General features: G+C 62.8%; 21 protein-coding genes, 2 tRNA genes and 1 pseudogene. 10 read left to right on the top strand and 14 right to left on the bottom strand.

Annotation, left to right across the window (positions count from 1 at the left end; genetic code table 11):
- Positions 1 to 170 precede the first annotated feature (170 nt).
- Positions 171 to 1,367 (top strand): L,D-transpeptidase, encoded by a 1,197-nt coding sequence (locus CAFEL_RS08790; protein ID WP_194559771.1) that lies wholly within the window; start codon positions 171 to 173, stop codon positions 1,365 to 1,367.
- Positions 1,368 to 2,016: 649 nt separating this feature from the next.
- Here the strand turns inward: CAFEL_RS08790 and CAFEL_RS08785 are convergent.
- A complete protein-coding gene (locus tag CAFEL_RS08785) occupies positions 2,017 to 2,913 on the bottom strand; it encodes a LysR family transcriptional regulator (RefSeq protein ID WP_194559770.1) in 897 nt (298 codons plus the stop codon).
- 71 nt (positions 2,914 to 2,984) lie between these two features.
- Between CAFEL_RS08785 and CAFEL_RS08780 the strand changes: the two genes are divergently transcribed.
- A complete protein-coding gene (locus tag CAFEL_RS08780) occupies positions 2,985 to 3,977 on the top strand; it encodes an SLAC1 family transporter (protein ID WP_181888975.1) in 993 nt (330 codons plus the stop codon).
- A 307-nt stretch (positions 3,978 to 4,284) separates the two neighbouring features.
- Here CAFEL_RS08780 and CAFEL_RS08775 read toward each other — a convergent pair whose 3' ends face one another.
- Complete coding sequence (locus tag CAFEL_RS08775) at positions 4,285 to 4,869, bottom strand: tyrosine-type recombinase/integrase (RefSeq protein WP_290171993.1); 585 nt, start codon at positions 4,867 to 4,869, stop codon at positions 4,285 to 4,287.
- A gap of 377 nt (positions 4,870 to 5,246) precedes the next feature.
- Here CAFEL_RS08775 and CAFEL_RS08770 point away from each other — a divergent pair, with 377 nt between their 5' ends.
- The 3 genes from CAFEL_RS08770 to CAFEL_RS08760 all read left to right on the top strand — a co-directional run bounded on the left by CAFEL_RS08770 (position 5,247) and on the right by CAFEL_RS08760 (position 6,990).
- A complete protein-coding gene (locus CAFEL_RS08770; protein ID WP_194559769.1) occupies positions 5,247 to 5,450 on the top strand; it encodes a hypothetical protein in 204 nt (67 codons plus the stop codon).
- Positions 5,451 to 5,455: 5 nt separating this feature from the next.
- On the top strand, positions 5,456 to 5,791 hold the full coding sequence (locus tag CAFEL_RS08765; protein WP_194559768.1) for a hypothetical protein: 336 nt from the start codon (positions 5,456 to 5,458) through the stop codon (positions 5,789 to 5,791).
- A 479-nt stretch (positions 5,792 to 6,270) separates the two neighbouring features.
- Positions 6,271 to 6,990 carry a hypothetical protein gene (locus CAFEL_RS08760; protein WP_194559767.1) on the top strand — a complete coding sequence of 240 codons (720 nt, stop codon included), beginning with the start codon at positions 6,271 to 6,273 and terminating at the stop codon, positions 6,988 to 6,990.
- 172 nt (positions 6,991 to 7,162) lie between these two features.
- Here CAFEL_RS08760 and CAFEL_RS08755 read toward each other — a convergent pair.
- From CAFEL_RS08755 to CAFEL_RS08710, 10 genes and pseudogenes are all read right to left on the bottom strand, one after another.
- A pseudogene (locus CAFEL_RS08755) lies at positions 7,163 to 7,351 on the bottom strand (IS1249 family transposase); the annotation flags it as partial.
- A 208-nt stretch (positions 7,352 to 7,559) separates the two neighbouring features.
- Positions 7,560 to 7,635 (bottom strand) — tRNA-His (locus CAFEL_RS08750).
- A gap of 47 nt (positions 7,636 to 7,682) precedes the next feature.
- A complete protein-coding gene (gene orn, locus CAFEL_RS08745; RefSeq protein WP_194559766.1) occupies positions 7,683 to 8,312 on the bottom strand; it encodes an oligoribonuclease in 630 nt (209 codons plus the stop codon).
- Entirely contained in the window at positions 8,313 to 9,119 is an 807-nt protein-coding gene (cmrA, locus tag CAFEL_RS08740; protein ID WP_194559765.1) for a mycolate reductase, read from the bottom strand.
- A 10-nt stretch (positions 9,120 to 9,129) separates the two neighbouring features.
- A complete protein-coding gene (locus CAFEL_RS08735; protein ID WP_194559764.1) occupies positions 9,130 to 9,450 on the bottom strand; it encodes a transcriptional regulator in 321 nt (106 codons plus the stop codon).
- The gene (locus tag CAFEL_RS08730; protein WP_194559763.1) at positions 9,447 to 9,899 is read right to left on the bottom strand and encodes a hypothetical protein; all 453 of its coding nucleotides are present in this window, start codon (positions 9,897 to 9,899) and stop codon (positions 9,447 to 9,449) included. The genes CAFEL_RS08735 and CAFEL_RS08730 overlap by 4 nt, the downstream gene beginning before the upstream one ends.
- A 183-nt stretch (positions 9,900 to 10,082) precedes the next feature.
- Positions 10,083 to 11,465 carry an MFS transporter gene (locus tag CAFEL_RS08725; protein WP_194559762.1) on the bottom strand — a complete coding sequence of 461 codons (1,383 nt, stop codon included), beginning with the start codon at positions 11,463 to 11,465 and terminating at the stop codon, positions 10,083 to 10,085.
- 206 nt (positions 11,466 to 11,671) lie between these two features.
- Positions 11,672 to 11,905: a hypothetical protein gene (locus CAFEL_RS08720; RefSeq protein WP_194559761.1), complete on the bottom strand. Its 234-nt coding sequence runs from the start codon at positions 11,903 to 11,905 to the stop codon at positions 11,672 to 11,674.
- Positions 11,905 to 12,030, bottom strand: a complete 126-nt coding sequence (locus CAFEL_RS08715; protein ID WP_267238659.1) for a hypothetical protein — start codon at positions 12,028 to 12,030, stop codon at positions 11,905 to 11,907. The genes CAFEL_RS08720 and CAFEL_RS08715 overlap by 1 nt, the downstream gene beginning before the upstream one ends.
- Positions 12,031 to 12,128: 98 nt before the next feature.
- Positions 12,129 to 12,202, bottom strand: a tRNA-Arg gene (locus tag CAFEL_RS08710).
- Between the two features lie 55 nt (positions 12,203 to 12,257).
- Here CAFEL_RS08710 and CAFEL_RS08705 point away from each other — a divergent pair.
- From CAFEL_RS08705 to CAFEL_RS08685, 5 genes are all read left to right on the top strand, one after another.
- Positions 12,258 to 14,240, top strand: coding sequence for a bifunctional copper resistance protein CopD/cytochrome c oxidase assembly protein (locus CAFEL_RS08705; protein ID WP_194559760.1), 1,983 nt, complete (start codon positions 12,258 to 12,260; stop codon positions 14,238 to 14,240).
- A 169-nt stretch (positions 14,241 to 14,409) separates the two neighbouring features.
- The gene (locus tag CAFEL_RS08700; protein ID WP_194559759.1) at positions 14,410 to 15,045 is read left to right on the top strand and encodes a single-stranded DNA-binding protein; all 636 of its coding nucleotides are present in this window, start codon (positions 14,410 to 14,412) and stop codon (positions 15,043 to 15,045) included.
- 118 nt (positions 15,046 to 15,163) lie between these two features.
- Positions 15,164 to 16,834, top strand: a complete 1,671-nt coding sequence (gene ettA / locus CAFEL_RS08695; protein ID WP_194559758.1) for an energy-dependent translational throttle protein EttA — start codon at positions 15,164 to 15,166, stop codon at positions 16,832 to 16,834.
- A 9-nt stretch (positions 16,835 to 16,843) separates the two neighbouring features.
- On the top strand, positions 16,844 to 17,257 hold the full coding sequence (locus tag CAFEL_RS08690) for an acyl-CoA thioesterase (protein ID WP_194559757.1): 414 nt from the start codon (positions 16,844 to 16,846) through the stop codon (positions 17,255 to 17,257).
- The gene (locus CAFEL_RS08685; protein WP_194559756.1) at positions 17,258 to 17,884 is read left to right on the top strand and encodes a DUF8185 domain-containing protein; all 627 of its coding nucleotides are present in this window, start codon (positions 17,258 to 17,260) and stop codon (positions 17,882 to 17,884) included.
- Here the strand turns inward: CAFEL_RS08685 and CAFEL_RS08680 are convergent.
- The gene (locus tag CAFEL_RS08680; protein ID WP_194559755.1) at positions 17,881 to 18,294 is read right to left on the bottom strand and encodes a globin; all 414 of its coding nucleotides are present in this window, start codon (positions 18,292 to 18,294) and stop codon (positions 17,881 to 17,883) included. The two genes, CAFEL_RS08685 and CAFEL_RS08680, sit on opposite strands and share 4 nt — an antisense overlap.
- Positions 18,278 to 19,234 (bottom strand): mechanosensitive ion channel family protein, encoded by a 957-nt coding sequence (locus CAFEL_RS08675; RefSeq protein ID WP_194559754.1) that lies wholly within the window; start codon positions 19,232 to 19,234, stop codon positions 18,278 to 18,280. The genes CAFEL_RS08680 and CAFEL_RS08675 overlap by 17 nt, the downstream gene beginning before the upstream one ends.
- Positions 19,235 to 19,289: the final 55 nt, after the last annotated feature.

Here is a 19,289-nt window from a genome sequence, read left to right as displayed (position 1 = left end):
CTGTAGCACCCACTCGTCTCAGCGTGAAATCGGCAGGTCAGGGGCGAAAAATGGCCCATGGATAATGTGTGTAAAAAACACGCATGACAATAGTGGATTTTGGCTGGTAAGGGGATAGAGTGTGGGGGATTCGCAAACTCAGTGTTGTCCAGAGAATTGAGGGGTAAGCCGTGGTCCGTCGAGTGGTACGCGCCTGTGCGCTGGTAGCTGCAGCGGCGACGCTGACGTCGTGCACCATCGGGGACACCGGCAGGCTGGAGCCGGCCGCGCACACCTCTGACGCCTCGCTGGTGGAAAAGACCACCGAGAAGGCCTCGCCGCGGCCACCCAAAGTCAATGTGGCAAACGGGGAGACCGGAGTCGCGCCCCTGGATCCGATTACGGTGACCGCCGCTGCCGGGTTGTCCTCGGTGACCATGACCAACGAGGACGGCAAAGAGGTCGAGGGCGAATTTGGCGACGACAAGTCCGAGTGGTCCGTCACCGAGCCTCTCGGCTACGGCCGCACCTACACCGTGGAAGCGCGGGACAAGGAAGGCCAGAAGGTGGTCTCTTCGTTTACCACGCTGACCCCGGACGCGACGGTGAATTCCTACATCGGCCCGCTGGACGGCGCGACTGTCGGCGTGGCGCAGGCCGTGACCATCCGCTTCGACAGCCCTATCCAAGACACCAAGGCGATGGAGGAGCACATCGATGTGGAGACCTCCAACGACACCGATGGTGCGTTCTTCTGGCTGGACCCCTACGAGGTGCGCTGGCGCCCCAAGGACTACTGGGAGCCCGGCACCGAAGTCAGCGTGAAGGTGGACATCTACGGCGAGAAGCTCGGCAAGGGCCTCTACGGCGGCGGGGACAACGAGACCAACTTCACCATCGGCGACAAGGTGGAGGCCGTGGTCGACAACGCCGACAAGATGCTGCGCGTGTACTCGGGCGACGAACTGGTCAAGGAGTTCCCGATTTCGCTGGGCACCGACGGCCAGTACGACACCCCCAACGGTGTGTATGTGGTCGGCGACGAGCACGAGAAGCTGACCATGGACTCGCGCACCTTCGGCCTAGCGCTGGACGCTGGCGGCTACGTCACGTCGGTGGACTACGCCACGCAGCTGTCCTACTCCGGCATCTACGTGCACTCCGCCCCGTGGGCGCTCGGCGCGATGGGCAGCTACAACCAGTCGCACGGCTGCATCAACGCCTCCTACGACAACGCGCAGTGGTTCCAGAATTTTGTGAAGCGTGGCGACCCGGTGGTGGTGAAGAACACCGCCGGGGGCACGCTCACGCCTTACGACGGCCTGGGCTACTGGAACCTCGATTGGGAGCAGCGCTCCGGCGGTACTGGGGAGCCGCTGTACGAGTAGGGGAGTGCTGTTTTGGGAATGTGGCAAATATTTGCCACATTGCTAAAACGGGACACCCACCGCCGAAAACCCGGGCGACCAAACCAGGGCCCATCCAGGCGCCAACGACGAAGGCCTGGCCCGCGAATCCGCAGGCCAGGCCTTAAACTTTGGGGTGGCTGACGGGACTCGAACCCGCGACACCCAGGGTCTTGACGGACAACTTCAGTACCTGTACGTATGTGGCCGTAGGAAGTGGTCAGCGATGTTTTATCTACCGTGCTCTACTGCCGGTTACGTGCTGTTACTGAATCGCTTAACGTACTTTTTAACGTACTTTGGCGTACCTGTCCGATCCCTCTATTTGAATCGGGCGATTTTGCGGGAAAGACACGATTGCTCACTAAAGGGGCTCTTCGCGTTTGGGAGTGCGTAGGTCGTTTTGTGGTGCTTGGGTGTGGCACAAGATGTGGGGGTCCTTGCTGGGCTAAGGATTTAGGTGTTCAAGCCAATCTTCCAAGGGCATTTCACTTCTCGACGCCCCCCGCAACCCCGAATCCACCACCTCCCGCGAGCTTGTTGCCGAGGTGATCGTGGAGGTCGTGAACCGCGAGGACCTGCTCCAGCCAAACCGATTTGAGTTCGATGACGGCGACGACGTCCCCAAGATTTAACTGAGCGCTCCGAAAGATTTGGCAAGCCGGGTAAACGCTGTCGCGTCTTTGGGCACCGTCGCACCGCGGCGGACGACTGCGGAGATGCTGCGCTCGAACGCGACTTCTGTGGCTACGATCGCCGCCGCCCCCAAAGCAACCTGATCCAGCACGGCGCTCCGGGGAATGATCGCGGGTGCTCCGAGGGCGATCATCCCCGCGCGTTGCGCAGACAAAGAGCCGAACTCGCCGGCTGGGTCGGCGAGTTCTCCCAACTCCTCTTCGATCACCCGGCGCGTTCCTGACCCCGGTTCTCGAACTATGAGTGGGGTTGCGCGCAATTCTTCTCTGCTCACCGACTCTCTGTTGGCCCACAGGTGATGCGCGGGGACCGCAAGCACTAGCTCGTCTGAGCACAGCACCGTCTCGATGAGATCATGTCGGGGCGTACCACCCTCTACGATCCCAAGCCCAGCGATACCGGTAGCAACGAGTTCGCGAACGTCTTGGGAATTCCCATGGACCATAGTGAGTTTGACCTTGGGATGCGCATCACGAAACGCGGCTGCCCATACCGGGTAGTGGATCTCCGCCACTGTGTTGGACACGGCCACAGTCAGGTGTCGTGCGAGGTTGTCAGCGCGTGCCTGCTCAACATTGTGAGCAAAATCAGCGCACGCTGTCAGCAGTGCAGGTACCGCCTCGAGTACCACCTCGCCACTCTTGGTGGCCTTGATCCCATATGGGGAGCGCTCGAAAACGGTGACTCCAAGCACCTGCTCAGCGCGAGAGACCCTAGTTGACAGTGTCTGCTGGTTCATTCCCATGTCCCTAGCGGCGCGGGAGATGGATCCCGCGCGCGATACAGCGAGGAGCGCCTCAAGATCTGTTATCGCAGGTAGTTTTGGGTACATGTGATCATGGTAACCCGCACATGCACTCTCGTCATCTTGGTTTCACATCCTGCAGCGTTAGCGTGAGGTGCATGACAAGTACGCGTCCCCAGACACAGCCAAGTTCGAATCTGCCTTCACCGGGTCCTGCGTGGGCTGGGTCACTGATGGGCACCTCAATTCTTGCCACGTTAAGCAATATGCATGGAGTGCCGATCGTTTCGCCGCTGCTCTTGGTACTCGGTGTCGGGATACTGTGCACTCTGGTGGCGGGGTGGTGGCACTATCGTGAACCTGGGTTTAGCTCGCAGTCGATGCCGCAGTGGGGAATGACGTCCATGGGAATTCTGGCGCTGGGTTCTGCCGCAACCGGGATCAGCGGAGCAGTGCATTGGCAACTCGCTTCGTGGTGGATCGGGGCGCCGCTTAGCTGGGTGGTGTGCATAAAACAACTACAGAAGTTTTCAGGCGCCCCCACCTTCCAGTGGGGCCTGGCCCTTGTGTCGCCTATGGTGGCGGCCACAAGCGCAGCTCAGCTCGCCAGCTACGTTGAGGCTCACAGCACGTTCGCCGCGGGTCTGTTCCACGCAGCTGGAACTGCCTCGTTCATTCTCGCGCTTGTCACCGCTCTGCCCATCTTTGCGCGGTGTTATGTAGCCGCTGCGCGAAGACATCTCTCCATCCCGCCGACGATGGGTGGAACGGCATGGATTCCGCTGGGTATTGTCGGGCAATCAACGGCAGCAGCACAGCTGCTGTTCAGCGAACAAGTCGGTGCCGCATATGGGGCTACGATGATCATTCTTGGAATCGGCCCGATGATGTATGCGGCCCGGCACTTCTCACGCACCGTGAGCCGGTGGGCGGCCTACACGCCAGGTTGGTGGGGGTCAACATTTCCCGTTGGCACGCTGAGCCTCGGAACGCACTTCATGTCCCAAACTACTGGTGCTGTCTGGCTAAACGGCGTCAGTCAGATGCTGCTTGTTGTTTTGGCACTGCACTGGATGGTGTGCGCGGTTCGCTTCATTGTTTGGCTGATTCACGAGCGCAGTACGCAACAAACGCCCGCACCAGGCCATTAGCGTAAGCCAGATCATGATTGGGTAAATCCGCCACGATACGGGCGTACTCCTCGAGCGGGAAATAGCCGTAGTCGTAGTAAAAGGCCATGCGCGTGCGCATTAACCCCAGCTCATACCACTACAACCGCACACCCGTGCCATGCGGGAAGTCTACATCACACCCGACCACTCGCATCAGTCAATACGGCCACTTCGTCGATATGGGCACAGGCTCGATTTCTATCGTGTTAGCTCTATCGATGCTTGGAGAAGGTGCTGCGAGCTTGGTGTCAGCTCGCTAGTTCAACTTACTGCAGCGCACGCATGTCTACCTTGGTGTGTCTACGAAAGTACGTGCTTGCGCGGTCGCTCGAATGAGTGCTTCGACGTTGGCGCGGTCGTTGTAGTACTCGTCTGCGATCTGCTCGGTGTGGCCGAAGATGTCTGCCCGTGTCCTCGCGTCCATCACGTCGGCGTACACGCCGTGCAGTGTGGCGCGCCATGAGTGGCTGCGAAGGTCGCGAAGAATCTCGACACCCGTCTCGTCGGCGATTTGTTTGTATAGCTCGGGTACTTTGTCGTCGGCGTTGGTCGCGTCCCATGGCCTCGCCGTCGTCGTCGGTGAGCCTACGACGTAGTGCGCCTCGTCCTCGCGGTGTGTACGCAGGTATTCCGCTACGTCTTCACGCAGAATTGGTATGTAGCGGCCCTTTTCCTTGCCCTTGCGACCTTTGACGATGTCCTTGGTCGCGTTGATGATGATGTTCTCGCCGTTGTCCTCGACGTGTGCCCAGCGCAGGCGGTTGGCTTCGGAGATGCGCAGTCCTGTTACCGCCTGTAGCAGCGTCAGCCGCGTAACTCGGGCGTGCGCGTTGATTGTTGACTGCCGCGCCCCGCCTTTCTTCGGCTGCACCAGCGGCCCGCTTATATCGCGCGTGAGCAGGTGCTTGACAACCGTGTCGTATTCCTCGCTCGTGAGTGTTCTACGATCGTCTACTTCGTCTTTCCCCTGTGCTCGAATGTCTAGCCTGGCCCCGCGTATGGGGTTGCCCGCAATGACTCCATCGCGGACGAGTGCGCCCGCACCAGCAGATCAAGCCGTCGGTATCGCAGGTGCCAACGGAGCCGAATCGCTACGGCGCTACCTCGACAGCCCCGACGAAGCCGACACCGACAACGACACCGCCCCCGCCGCCGCGGAAACAACTGCCGACACTGTTCACGACAGCGGAGCAGGACGAGCTGTTGGGCATGAAGGAGAGCGAGATAGAGTAGGTCGTCCCGGCGAGAATGAACGAGATCTTCGACAAGGACGGCCACGACGAGAAGATGAAGCGTCAGTTGGCCGAAGCCGAAGCGAAGCACAACGAGATGCGCAGCAGGCTGGGGGCCGACAACAGCAACCCACTGCGCGAAGCAGCGCGGCCTCAGCGGGGTCGTCCTCGCCCCAACAAGTCGGTGCGCCCGCGTCGTGGTCGCCCGACAGCTCGGTAGAGAATATGCGGCAGGTCGATTTTGATTTCCTCGAACAGCGCGTGATGGACGATGAATTTCGGCAATTCCAGCGCTCGGAGTTTGACGGTACTGACGCTGAGTACTTCGAGCATTTGCTCGCTGACGATGATGCGCTCGCCCTCGACCACGCCGCATACGCGAAGCCTCGCACCCGACTGGTTAAACCGGTAGGCGGTCAACGCGATCGGCTGCTGCGTACTGTCGGCGAGAACCAGCGGCGACTCGATGCGCTGCGTCGCGCCACGGCACGGCGGAGACAACAACAGCAGCAACAGCAACAGCCTTGCCGGGAAGGCGATCGAGATGGTGGCGATGACTAGCGCCTGAGGGTTAAGTAGCAAAAAGTGTGTCTGCTATCGGCGTGTCGGAGGGTTAGATGTGGCCCTTTTGTCGCGCTTTCCGCGGGACCGCACATGCAGTAGATACGCCAACGGTCCTACCACGGGTATGAACACCAGAAAGAGCACGATCCAGACATCCGACCATCGTCTGTTAGGTTGCCTGAAAAATACAATGATACTGGCAACTAATAGCACCACAGCCGCCAACGTGAGCAGCATAAAAACGTAATCGACCGGAGATGGTTCTAATGGAGAAACTCCATTGCCTTGCAAAGCGGTTAACTGCATTTGTGAAATTTCCATCCACCCCTGGTTCATCATATTGCTTCTGACACTGTGTTTTCGCCCAAGATCCTACTGGCCAGCGCCTCCCACCATCGCGCGTTAACGCTGTCGCAACACGCCTTCCTGGACAGTGAGGTGGTACGGTCCGTACACACACTCCGAGGAGGAAAATCATGACCAGCACCACCACCCGTATCGCCGCGTACGCAACCGCAGCAACGCTCGCACTCGGCGCTGTCGCCGCGACCCCGGCGAACGCCGCTACCGTCGCAGCAAAGGGCAAGGACGGCGTGTGCGCCGTGAAGCTTGCGCCGGCCGAGAAGCGTTTCATCGAGTCGTGGTTCGACGAGTCCAAGGCGATCGGTGACTACGAGCAGGCTCGCGACCTCATCGCGGCGATTGAGCAGGTCTACCCGGGCGTTGTCGCGGAGAACGAGAAGGCGCTCAAGGGTGAGAAGGCGGAGTTTGGCAAGTTGTTGCCGGAGGGGCTCGTCGCAAAGTATGTGGATGCGCAGAAGACGATGAAGGAGTCGGAGCCGACGGTGAATCGCACGCTGGAGGCGATTGACACGAATTCGTGGCGCGTTGGTCCGGAGGACACGAAGCGCATGGAGACGCCGCTGACCGCGAAGGATGGCGACGTGTACAAGGCGTGGATGGAAACCCCGTCCGGGAAGGTCGCCGCGAAGAGCATGCTTATCGACGACGCCGACGCCACCGCCGCCGAAACCTGCACCAAGGGCATGCGAGCGGACGTGAAATACCCCACCGCCAAGGCGGACGTGAACGTGCCTGCCATTGTCGGTGGGGTAATTGCGGCGCTGCTGGTGATCGCAGGCCTCGTCTTCGCGCTGCCCCACTTCGGCATCAAACTGCCGATGCTGGGCATGTAGTTCTGACTAGAACTTCGCGATCGGGCCGAGGGCGCGGTCGACAGCGAACGGTGCCAGCAGGGCAATCAGGGAGATGAGGCCCGCGATGCCTGCGATGGCCAGGGTGGCGATGAGGGGTTAAGTAGCAAAATGTGTGTCCGTTCGGCGTGTCGCCGGGCGGACACTTTGCTTGCTATTTCATGCGGCCTTTCCTGATTCCTATCGAGTGGTTGTATTCGGTTGGGATAGCGTTGTCGTAGAAGGCTGGTTGTCCTGTTTCTTGGTCGGCTTTGTTGTGGTCTTCTTCGGCAAGATCGTTGACTTTGGCGAGTTGGTCTTGTCCGAAATTGCACTGCCTGGCAATTTTGAGTGGATCGTCTGGATTGAACGCGAATCGGGCGTATATAAGGTTCCGCACCTTATATACGCCCGATTTATGCTGCCTGATCAGTGATAACCCCGAAAATCAGACACACTTTCTGCTACTTAACCCGCGCCTGATTTCTAGAATCTATAACGTACTCTTTAACGTACCCGGCGATTAAAGCAATGTACCCCGTAACCTGTTTGTGCAGGTTACGGGGTATTTTTGGGGTGGCTGACGGGACTCGAACCCGCGACACCCAGGATCACAACCTGGTGCTCTACCAGCTGAACTACAGCCACCATCGCTGTTTTTGCAGCGGGAACTACCTTAGCCCCTCACCGTGTTTTCACAAAAACGGCTGGTAGGCGTCGGTTGCGCCTGCGGCCGCATCAACGGCGGCCTCCGTATCCGGCCCGGGGGCGGGCACGAACACCGCGCGTCGGTAGTAATCCAGCTCGCGGATGGACTCCACGATGTCCGCCAGCGCGCGGTGCGCCATACCTTTCGCCGGCTGGTTGAAGTACGCCTTGGGGAACCAGCGGCGCGACAGCTCCTTGACCGTGGACACGTCGATCATGCGGTAGTGCAGCGCGGCGTCGAGGCGCGGCATCTGCGCCTTGATGAACGTGCGGTCGGTGGCGATCGAGTTGCCGGCGAGCGGCGCGGGGTGGGCAGGATCGCAATGCTTCTCCACGAGCTCGAGCACCGCATCCTCCGCCTCCTCGATGCTGACCGTGGAGGCCTTGATGTCGTCCAGCAGCCCGTTGTCGGAGTGCATCTGGGTGACAAAGTCGTCCATTTCGGCGAGCTCGGCGTCGGTGGCGTGCACGACCAGGTCCACGCCTTCGTCGATAATGTTCAGCTCAGCGTCCGTGACCAGGGCAGCGACCTCCACGATGACGTGGCGGGAAGGATCCAGTCCCGTCATCTCCAGATCCACCCAGACGATGCGGTTGTCTTTGGCGGCGATGTCCATCTATTCCTCTCCCATCTGTGCGTAAAACTTGCCCATGATCGGCGGCAGCAACCCGCGCGGGGCGTAGTTGGACACCACGTCCATGGCCTTGGAAAGCGGGCCGGGCACGATGCGGCGGCGGTTCTTGCGCATCGCGTTGATCGTGTCGGCGGCGCAGGACTCGTAGGTGGTCCACAAGAAATCCGGCACGACCTTGTCCACGATGGACTGCTCTTCTTCTGGGATGTACGCCTCGCGCACCGGGCCCGGCGCGAGCAGTGTCACGTGCACGCCGGAGTCCTTGAGCTCGTAGTGCAGCGCCTCGGTGAACTGGTTCACGCCGGCCTTGGTGAACACGTAGGTGGCGTTGTTCGGGATGGGCAGGTTGCCGGCAGCGGAGCCGACGTTGCACAGCGCGCCCTCGCCGCGCGGCACCATCTGGTCCAGCACCGCCTTGGTGATGCGGAACACCGCCGTGGCGTTCAGGTTGAACTGGTTCGTCTCGTACTCCCAGTCCTGGGCCATGAACGGGCCGAAGCTGGCGATGCCTGCGGAGTTCACGCAGATCGACACCGTGCGGTTGGCAATGTGCTTGATCAACGCGTCCACGTCGCGCGCCTTGGACAGGTCCCCGGCGAAGATTTCCACATCGACGCCGTGGGCGAGCGAGAGCTCGTCGCCAAGCTTTTGCAGTACCTCTTGGCGCCTCGCGACAAGGATGAGGTTGTGGCCTTCGGCAGCGAGCTGGCGCGCGATGGCTTCGCCGATGCCTTGGCTCGCGCCGGTGATCAGCGCGAACGCGCCGGGTGCAGGTGCGGGAAAACTCATGTGGACGAATCTACCCGCCAGCGATCTCGCGCAACGCGGCCGTGTGGTTTTCAAAGGCCTCCGCACCGGTTGCAGTGAGCGTGACCCACACCGTGTCCTTCGCGCGGGTGGAGCCGTACTCGCGGAAACGCGTGACGTAGCCGTGCTCCTCCAGCGTGGCCAGCTGCTTCGACAGGGCGGAATCAGACAGGTCCGCCTTATCTTTCAGGGAGCTGAAGCGCATCTCGTGCCGGGACGTTTGCTTCTCGACGGCTCCCGCGCTGTACAGCGCCGCACAAATCTTCAGCCGCGCCAGTGGGTGAATGACTGGGTCGATAGCAGGTGCGTTCATCGGTTCCTGCTTTCGTGGATCATCACGGCCGTGAATATGACCGCCGTGATTACGCCGGCGATGACCCCGCCGACCACACTGCCCTCGGGGACCAACCAGGTCAGCGGGAAGATGAGCGCAGGGGCGAGAGCGGCGGCCCAGTTCGTTTTGGGGTCCTCATGCAGCGGCTGCTTCATGCTCGGGCGCACATTGCGGTTGTTGTCCCAGATCGCCAGCGCGATGCAGGCGATGACGATGAGCAGGAACAGCACCCACCAGTACTTCCAGCCGATGATTGTGCCGGCGATCGTGATGCCGAAGCTGGTGCCGAGGATGGCGTAAGCCCACGCCGGGGTGTGTTTGCGCTGCGATTCGTGCTCGATCCCGTCGATCTGCTCGAGGGCGGCGCGGGCTTCTTCTTGGGAGATCTGCGTTTGCGGCGGCTTGGGCTGCGGTGCGTTGTTTTCCATGTCCGCAAGTGTGGCATTTTCCGGGGTGGAAAGCAAGGGTTTCGGCGCCCATCCCGCGGATCCAGCTACTAGGGCCCAGCTAATCGGCCCCAGGGGGCGAATAGCTGGATCCTGGTAGCTGGATCTAGGACGGCGAGCAAAAGGAAAGGGCGGCCGAAGCCGCCCTGGGTTTGCTGGGATGCGCTAGATCTCGTGCATCTCCTGGTCCTTGGTCTCGTGCGCGCTGAGGATGGCCACCAACGAGATCGCGGTGACGACCACCAGGTAGTAGCCCACCGCCTTCGGGCCGTACTGGGCGTTGAGCGCCGTCGCGATGAACGGGGCGATCGCCGCGCCCAGAATTGAGGAGACGTTGTAAGCGATGCCCGAACCGGTATAACGCACGTTGGAGGGGAACAGCTCCGGCAAAATCGCGGACATCGGCCCGAAGATGAAGCCCATCAGGATCATGCCGATGAACAGGAAGATGCCCAGGGAGACCATCGTGAACGTCTCCGGGTTGAGCAGCCACTTGAAGCTCAAGCCGTAGACGATGATCGCCACGGAGGTCAGGCCCAGCGTCGGGCGTCGTCCGTAGGTATCGGCCAGGTGCGCCGAGACCGGGATGCCCAGGATGAAGCCGAAGATGCACACCAGCTGCAGCTTGAGGAAGGTCGGGTACTCGATGCCCAGGCCCACGCCCTCTTCCGCGGAGCCGATGCCGTAGGAGAGGAACCAGGTGGTCACGATGTAGAACAGCGTGTAGCAGCCGACCATGATGAACGTGCCCTGGATCAGCGGCTTCCAAGCGGTCTTGAACACCTCGGTCAGTGGAGAGGCGGCCTTCTGGTCGTTTTGTTCCACCTGCTGGAACACTGGGGTCTCCTCAACCTGCAGGCGCACCCACAGGCCGATGATGACCATCACGATCGACAGCAGGAACGGGATACGCCAGCCCCATGCCATGAACGCGCCCTCGAAATCGCCGGAGGTGTGGCCCAGTACTGTGACCAGGATCAGGAACAGGCCGTTGGCCAGCAGGAAACCGAACGGCGCGCCCAGCTGCGGCCACATGCCGGCCCAGGCGCGGCGTCCCTTAGCTGCCGTTTCTGTGGACAACAGCGCCGCGCCGGACCACTCGCCGCCCAGGCCCAGGCCCTGGCAGAAGCGCATCAGGGCCAACAGTGCCGGGGCCCAGATGCCGGCCTGCGCGTAGGTGGGCAAAAGGCCGATAACGAAGGTGGCGATGCCCATGGTCAGCAGCGCGCCGACGAGGGTGGCCTTGCGGCCGACCTTGTCGCCGAAGTGGCCGAACAGTACCGAGCCGAGTGGGCGGGCGATAAACGCCAGGCCGAACGTGGCAAACGAGGACAGCAGCGCAACCGTGCTGGATTCCGACTTGGGGAAGAACAGGAACGGAAACACCGCCACGGCGGCGGTGGCGTACGCGTAGAAGTCGTAAAACTCGATGGTCGTGCCGATGGTGGAGGCGAGTCGGACGCGGCGGCGCTCCTCCGGGGTGGTCTCCCGGAGCGCGGCGGGTGCCGCTGGTTGGGGAGCGGGGTGGTATTCGACGCTGGTGGTCATCGCCCGTCCTTTCATTCCACTGTGCGAGACTTCTATCTCAATGAGTGGTGGAAATGTATCACATTGTGGGACGGTTGTTCCAAACGTGGCTGGCGGGTGGGTTAGTTTTGGGCGACTCTGCCGATCTCAGCGCGGACGGTTCGTGCACAAACACGCAAAAACCGGCCCGCCGCGAAACACGCAGGGGCCGGTGAACCCGGTGGTAGCTACTCGCCGTCGCGGACGGTGCGCTCGACCTGGTCGGTGCGCTCCTCCGTGTTCGGGTGCTCGTCCTTATGGCCGGAGCCGGATTTTAGGGTTTCATCCTCCGCGTTTTCAAAGTCGTCGACGGAGTTGAAGTTGGTGGGGGCGTTGCCGATGCGGGTGGTGGAGGCGTCGAGAAGCTTATCCACCTCGTCTGTCGTACCGGCGGAAACGTCATCGCGGTTGATATCGGCCATTAGTTCGCACCATCGCTTTCAAAGTCGTTGTCCTCGCCGGTTTCCTGCACGGAAGCATCCGTGTCGGGGTCGGAGAGGTTGTCTACGCTGTCTTCGTTGACCGGGGAGTTTTTCGGGTCCGTCATGCTTTGGCCTCCTTGGGGTAAGCGACTATTTCCTACCGACTGTATGCGTAACCGCGGAAGACGCGCAGAAAGTATCGCCTGACCAGGGAAAAAGAAAGCGCCCCCAGCAGGATTCGAACCCGCGACCAGCCGGGTAGAAACCGGATGCTCTAATCCACTGAGCTATGGGGGCAACACCGGCTGATTGTAGTTATGGCGCAGCCAGGCGCGAAAGTAGGGTATGCGGCATGAATGCACCTGCACGCACTCGCACCGTCGCCCCCGCTTGGCCGCTGTATTTGGCCGCGTTCGCCATCGCGGCCGTTGTCGCCGGCGCGGTGGGGGAGGCGTTCTCGGGCGGTTCGCTCGCGGAGCTGGGCATCCCGGACCCGGGCGCGGCCACCACGGTGGGGCTGCCGGCGCTGCGCGGCGTTGCGTGGCTGCTCATGGCGCTGGCCACCGGCTCGTTTCTGCTCTCGGCCTTCCTTATCCCGCCGAAGCAGACCCGAGAGGACCTCAACGGCGCGCGCCTGACGGTCGACGGCCACCTCGCCTCGCGCACCGGCGCCCACGCCAGCGCGGGCATCGCGCTGATCGGGCTGGTCATGATTCCGCTGGTGCTTTCCGACGTCTCCGGCCAACCCCTCAACACCGTCCTGTTCGAGGCGGCCGCGTGGTCTCAAGCGCTGGACCAGGTGGCGGACGCGCGCGTGTGGCTCATCGTCGCCGCATTCGCCGCCGTCGTCGCAGCGTTTGGCTACGCGGCGACCAGCTGGTGGTCCCAGGTCTGGCTGTTTCTGGGCGCGATCGTGGTGGTGATGCCGATCGCGCTGACGGGCCACTCGGCCACCGGCGGCGCGCACGACTTCGGCACCAACTCGCTGATCTGGCACCTCGTGGCCATGCTGCTCTGGGTCGGCGGGCTGATGGCGCTTGTCGCACATGCCTTACGACGCGGCCCCGGCCTCCCCGCCGCCACCCAGCGCTACTCACGCATCGCGCTGTTTTCCATCCTGGCCATGGCCGTCTCCGGCGTGGTCAACGCGCTGGTGCGGGTGCGCCTGGAGGATCTGACGCAGTACAGCTACGGCTGGGTGCTGATCATCAAAACCGTCGGCATCGTCGTCCTCGGCATGATTGGTTACCTGCACCGGGAGCGCACCATCCCACAGCTTGAAACCCAGCCCAGGGCGTTCACCCGCCTCGCCGCGGGCGAGGTACTGATCATGGCGGCGATCTCCGGCCTGGCCGTCACCCTCGGCCGCACCCCGCCCCCGCCGCCGCTGGACCCGAACCTGACCCGCATGCAGATCCAGATGGGCTACAACCTCACCGAGCCGCTGACCTGGACTAACTGGCTGACCACCTGGCGCCCGGAGCTGCTGTTCAGCGTCATTGCGGTCCTGCTTGCGGCGTACTACCTGCACCTTCTCCGCCGGGTGGACGGTTGGCCGGTCGCGCGCACGCTGTGGTGGCTGGCCGGCTGCGCGATGGTCGTCGTCACGCTGAGCTCCGGCATGGGCATGCACATGCCCGCCTCCTACTCCGCGCACATGACCGTCCACATGATCCTGTCCATGGGCGTGCCGGTGTTCCTGGTGCTCGGCGCGCCGCTGACACTTGTGCGTAAGGCGTACCCGGCCGGCGAGTTCAACCCGCGCCTGTGGGCGGAAAGCTTCCAGCGCTCCAAGTTCCTGCGCGCGGTGACGTTCTCGCCGGTGTCCACCATCCAGTTCCTGGTGTTCTTCTACGTCATGTACGTGATCCAGCCGTTCTACGAGCTCATGATCTCCGAGCACGCCGGGCACGTGATCATGAACGCCGCGTTCCTCATCTCCGGCTACCTCTACTTCTGGGAGCTCATCGGCCCCGACGAAATCGAGGGCCGCCCCACCGCGAAGGTGCGCCTGTTGTGGCTGTGGGTGTCCATGCCGTTCCACCTGTTCATGGGTGTCTACCTCATGCAGCTCGGCTCCGTGATGGGCGAGGAGTTCTACCGCTCGCTGGAGCTGCCGTGGAACCCGGACCTGCTCAAAGTGCAGAAGGACGGCGGCGGCATCGCGTGGGCGTCCGGCTCCTTCCCGCTGGTGATCGTCTTCGGCGAGCTGTTCATGCGTTGGTGGCGCGAGGATAAGGCGGAAACGGCCGCCTCCGACCGCCGCGCGGAGGAGACCGACGACGAGGAATGGCGCCGCTACAACGAGATGCTTTCTCAAATTCATGGCCGCTAGCTGCGGATTGTGAATTTCTCAGGTTAAGTTATCCACAATTTGGCCGACCCCTTTTTCCGGCTCGCGTTTCGTGCGACTCTGCTCGCGCAGGGGGCAATTGCTTATCGACGCAAAGCTCCGCCCCCGCAACCGCACACCATCCGCACACACGCAGAAAGGGGCCAACCACATGGCCAACATTGACTACACGCTGCTCGGCAACCTGATCGCCGAGCCGTACTTCAAAACCTTCGACTCCGGTAACGCCGTGCTGCGCTTCCGCGTGGCCACCTCGGACGCGAAGAAAGAAAAGAACGACAACGGCAACGAGGTCTGGCGGGACTACAACCAGTTCTACGTCGACGTCGAGTGCTGGGGCCAGCTCGCGGTCAACGCCGGGGCGTCGCTGCGCAAAGGCTTCCCGGTGATTGTCATTGGCAAGCTTGTCCACGAGTACTGGGAAGGCAAAGACGACAAGGGCGAGCCGGTCCTGCGGTCCAAGACCATGGTCAAAGCGCGCCACGTCGCGTTCGATCTTGCGCGCTACCAGGTCAACTCGGTGCGCACGTCAGTCTCCGGCAACACGCTCGAAGGCCACGAGATGCCCAAGGCGATGGACGCCAAGGCGCTGAACAGGAAGCTCAACGGCGAGGATGCCGAGGGCGACACCGCCGACAACACTGAGCCCAAGAGTGGCTGGGGCAGCTTCTCGGACACGCCAGAGGTGGAGGAGCGCCGCGTCAGCGCCGAGGACGTCGATGGGGTGAGCCGCACCGACGCCGACGCGGAAGGCGAGGAGCTCGCCGCCGCCGGCGCGCCCTTCTAGTTTCGGTGCTTTCGCCCCGCCGCTTCCAGCGCGCTTTGGAAGCGGCGGGGCACTCGCCTGCGTGATGTACCCTAAGTGCGGTATTTACCTCCGCACTCACCAACAAAGGGGATTCGTAGTGGCTGAGTTCATCTACACGATGAAAAACGTCCGCCGAGCCATCGGCGAGAAGGTCATCCTGGACAACGTCACCATGGCGTTTTACCCGGGCGCAAAGATCGGCGTCGTGGGCCCGAACGGCGCCGGTAAGTCGTCGCTGCTGAAGATCATGGCCGGCATCGACCAGCCGAACAACGGCGAGGCGTTCCTTCAGCCGGGCGCGTCCGTGGGCATCCTTTTGCAGGAGCCGCCGCTGAACGAGGAAAAGACCGTGCGCGGCAACGTCGAGGAAGGCCTCGGCGAGCTGTTTGAGAAGAAGCAGCGCTTCGAGCAGATCGCCGAGGAAATGGCGACGAACTACTCCGACGAGCTCATGGAAGAAATGGGCAAGCTGCAGGAAGAGCTCGACGCGGCCGACGCGTGGGAGATCGACTCCAAGATCGAGCAGGCCATGGAGGCACTTCGCTGCCCGCCTTCCGACGCACCGGTGACCAACCTGTCCGGTGGCGAGCGCCGTCGAGTAGCTCTTGCGAAACTGCTGCTGAGCGAGCCGGACCTGCTGCTTCTCGACGAGCCCACCAACCACCTCGACGCCGAGAGTGTCCTGTGGCTGGAGAAGCACCTGCAGACCTACCCGGGCGCCGTGCTGGCCATTACCCACGACCGCTACTTCCTGGACAACGTCGCCGAGTGGATCTGCGAGGTCGACCGCGGCAAGCTCTACCCCTACGAGGGCAACTACTCCACCTACCTGGAGAAGAAGGCCGAGCGCCTCGAGGTCGCCGGCAAGAAGGACCAGAAGCTGCAGAAGCGCCTGAAGAAGGAACTGGACTGGGTCCGCTCCTCCCCGAAGGCCCGCCAGGCCAAGAACAAGGCCCGTCTCGAGCGCTACGAGGAGATGGCGGCAGAGGCCGAGCAGTACCGCAAGCTCGACTTCGAAGAAATCCAGATCCCCACCCCGCCGCGCCTGGGCAACAAGGTCGTCGAGGTGGAGGACCTGAACAAGGGCTTCGACGGCCGCGTGCTGATCAAGGACCTGTCGTTCACCCTGCCGCGCAACGGCATCGTCGGCGTGATCGGCCCCAACGGTGTGGGCAAGTCCACGCTGTTCAAGACCATCGTGGGCCTCGAGGAAGCCGATTCCGGCTCGGTGGAGGTCGGCGGCACCGTCAAGATCTCCTACGTTGACCAGAACCGCGAAAACATCAACCCGGAGGAGACCGTCTGGGAGGTCGTCTCCGACGGCCTGGACTACATCCACGTCGGCCAGAACGAAATGCCGTCGCGCGCCTACCTGTCCGCCTTCGGCTTCAAGGGCCCGGACCAGCAGAAGCCGTCCAAGGTGCTCTCCGGCGGCGAGCGCAACCGCCTCAACCTGGCGCTGACGCTGAAGCAGGGCGGCAACCTGATCCTGCTGGACGAGCCGACCAACGACCTCGACGTCGAAACGCTCGGCTCGCTGGAAAACGCGCTGCAGGCCTTCCCGGGCTGCGCCGTGGTGATCTCGCACGACCGCTGGTTCTTGGACCGCACCTGCACCCACATCCTGGCCTGGGAGGGCAACGTGGAAGAGGGCAAGTGGTTCTGGTTCGAGGGCAACTTCGGCGACTACGAGGCCAACAAGGTCGAGCGCCTCGGCGAGGAAGCCGCGAAGCCGTCCCGCGTCACCCACCGCAAGCTCACCCGCTAGGAGTACCCCATGGCTGAGCCGAACAAGATCCACGTCCACACCATCCCAGTGCGCTGGAGCGACTTTGACCGCTACGGGCACGTGACCAACTCCGCCTACATCGAGCTCGCCCAGGAGGCGCGCTTGGCGTTCGCCCAGGAGTTCTTCTTCTCCCAGGGCCACGAGTTCGTGGTGTTCGTGCGCCGCCTCGAGGTGGATTACGTCCGCCCGATCCTGCCCAATACCACAGCCGTAACGGTGGAGACGCAGGTGTCCAACGTGGGCAACACGTCGTTCACCACCCGCCAGGAGATCAAGGATGCCCAGGGCAAGGTCTGCTGCGTGATCGAGTGCGTGCAGGTCACGGTGGACACCACCACGACCTCGCCGCGCGAGATCACGCAGAAGGAGATCGGCATCCTGTCTAAGACTGCTGGGGCGTAAGTGGTCGAGGTTCGGATTGAGCGTGGCGCGCGCGGGCTCACCGCGCTTCTTTCGCGTGCGCTCGCGCTAGACGCCCAGGCGAGCGCGCGCATCCAGGAGGTGGGCGAGGGTCAGCTCGACGTCTTCGTCACCACGCCGTTTGATGCCATTGCTTCTCGACGCACCTCCGGCTCCACCACCCACCCCGGCGCCACCGTCAGCGCCCGCGCCATGCTCGACGCGTTGAAGTCCGGCGCAGCCGAGGTCGGCGCCGCCCGCGACGCCGCCTGGCCCGGGGCCCTGCCGCCGGCCAGCGGCTTCATCGCCCGCGAGGAAGTGCCCATCGGCGTCGCGCGCCGCCTGGCGGACGAGGGCCGCAACCTGGCCCGGCAATTCTCCGGCCCGGCCGGCCCGCCCCGCTCGCTTCTCGACGGGGTAGTGCTCACCGCCGACGCCGACAGCGACAACCCCGTGGAGATCCCCATGCGGATGATCTTCGCCTGCACCTCGCTCGGGCTGATCCCCGGCTTCGAGGCCCCCGCCGAGATCCCGCGCCACCTGCGCGTTTCCACCTCCGGCAGCTGGGTGCGCCTGGACGCGCCGTTCGGCTCCGTCTACCGCAGCACCCGCCCGAACCTGTTGTTTTAGTACGCGCGCGGGCCCTGGTTGATCATCATGTAGGCCACGCGCTGCATGTGGTTCCACATCTGGGTGCGGTAGGCGGGCGGCAGCTCGTCGTCAGTAAATTGCTCCATGGAATTGCCCATGAGCTCAAGCCAACGGTCCGCCTCGGCCTCGCCGATGGCGAACGGGAAGTGGCGCTTGCGCAGCATCGGGTTACCGCGCTTTTCCTGGAAGGTGCGCGGCCCGCCCCAGTACTGCACCAAGAACCAGCGCAGGCGGTCCTGCGCGCCGTCCCAATCCTGGTCCGGGTACATCGGGCCGATGAGGTCGTCCTGCTTGACCTGGGTGTAAAAGCCTTCGACGAGGCGGTGGAAGAACGGGTCGCCACCGACGGCGTCGTAAAGCGTTTGCTCCTGCTTAGGACCGATCTCCATTGTTCTCCTTCATCTCTACAAGCACAGAATCCATCGCCGTGAGCACCACGTCCTGCTCGTGCAGCGCCGCCAGGATGCGGTGGTTCAGGTGGCGGGCCACGGCCCACTGCTCGCCCGGCATCGTGGTCACGCTCAGGCGGAACGACACGTAGGTGGGGTTGAACTCGCTGGGACCCTGCATCGTCGGTGTGCCCATGACCAGATCGCGGACCTCCGGGTCCTGACACGCAGCCACGGCAGTGTCCTCGATGACGCGCGAAACCTTGTCCGGATTCGCCATGACCGACACCGGGATCTGCAGGCGCGCCGTGGAAAAGCGGGCGGAATGGTTACCCACCAGGTCGATATCGCCGTTGGGGATGTGCCACAGCGCGCCGTCGATGTCGCGCAGCGTCGTGATGCGCAGCGACATCTCCTCGACCTCGCCCACCACGTCGCCGACCTGGATGGTGTCGCCCACGCCGAACTGGTTCTCAATCAGGATGAACATGCCGGAGAAGAAGTCCTTCACCAGCGACTGCGCGCCAAAACCGATAGCCACGCCAACCACGCCAGCGGAAGCGATCAGCGGCGCCACGTTGACCCCCAGCTGGTCCAGCACCGCGAGTACCGCCCACGTCCAAATCACAATCGCGGCCACAGACCGGCCCACGTTGCCCAACGTCTTCATGCGCTGTGCGCGCCGCGCCTCCTGAGCGCGGTACTGCGGGGTGTCCTCCACGGTGGGGGCGATGAACGGGGTGCGCTCGATGCCGTGGCGGGTGGCGCGGTTGATCACCTTGCGCGCCAGCCAGTTCAGCACCAGCGCCACGATGAGGATCAGCAGGATTTTCAGGGGGCGTTCCACCACGAGTTCGTGGGTGGCTGGGTCGTTCCACCAGTTGGTGACGCCGGTGACGGCCTCGTCGACCTTTTCGGCAGTTTCTGTTTGCGCTTTCATCGGGTCCCGAGTCTAGTGCATAAAAATGGCGCGTTAATGAACCGCTTGGTCTACT

It is taken from the genome of Corynebacterium afermentans subsp. lipophilum (assembly GCF_030408375.1).
In the GTDB taxonomy this organism is placed as follows: Bacteria; Actinomycetota; Actinomycetes; order Mycobacteriales; family Mycobacteriaceae; genus Corynebacterium; species Corynebacterium lipophilum.
Note: the sequence above shows the minus strand (reverse complement) of the source record. Positions and strands in the feature narration are given on the sequence as shown.